This is a genomic window from Oceanospirillum linum (assembly GCF_001995095.2).
Taxonomy (GTDB): Bacteria; Pseudomonadota; Gammaproteobacteria; order Pseudomonadales; family Halomonadaceae; genus Oceanospirillum; species Oceanospirillum linum.
In genome coordinates, this window is record NZ_MTSD02000142.1 from 1 (window position 1) to 425 (window position 425).

Genomic DNA, 425 nt, shown 5'->3' on the forward strand with positions numbered 1-425 from the left:
CATCATTCTGACCGACCAATCGGGCCTGTTTACGGCAGATCCGCGCAAGGATCCGTCGGCCGAACTCGTGCGCGAGGCCGACGCCGGTGTGCCCGAACTCGAAGCCATGGCCGGCGGTGCCGGCTCGGCGATCGGACGCGGCGGCATGCTGACGAAGATCCTTGCCGCGAAGCGCGCGGCCGGCAGCGGCGCGAACACTGTCATCGCCAGCGGGCGAGAGCCCGACGTGCTGACGCGTCTGGCCGCGGGGGAGGCGATCGGAACGCAACTCGTCGCTCGCACGGCGCGGCTCGCGGCCCGCAAGCAATGGATGGCAGATCACCTCCAAGTGCGCGGACACGTGGTGATCGACGACGGCGCGGTGGAAAAGGTGACCCTGCGCGGCAAGAGCTTGCTGCCGATCGGCGTCGTCGATGTGCAAGGGG

Annotated in this window: 1 protein-coding gene; it reads left to right on the forward strand. The window is 69.2% G+C overall.

All coding sequences use genetic code 11. The features are described 5' to 3' along the window. Positions 1-425 (forward strand): amino acid kinase family protein (locus tag BTA35_RS17025; RefSeq protein WP_338013022.1); only part of this gene is annotated, 425 nt, incomplete at both ends.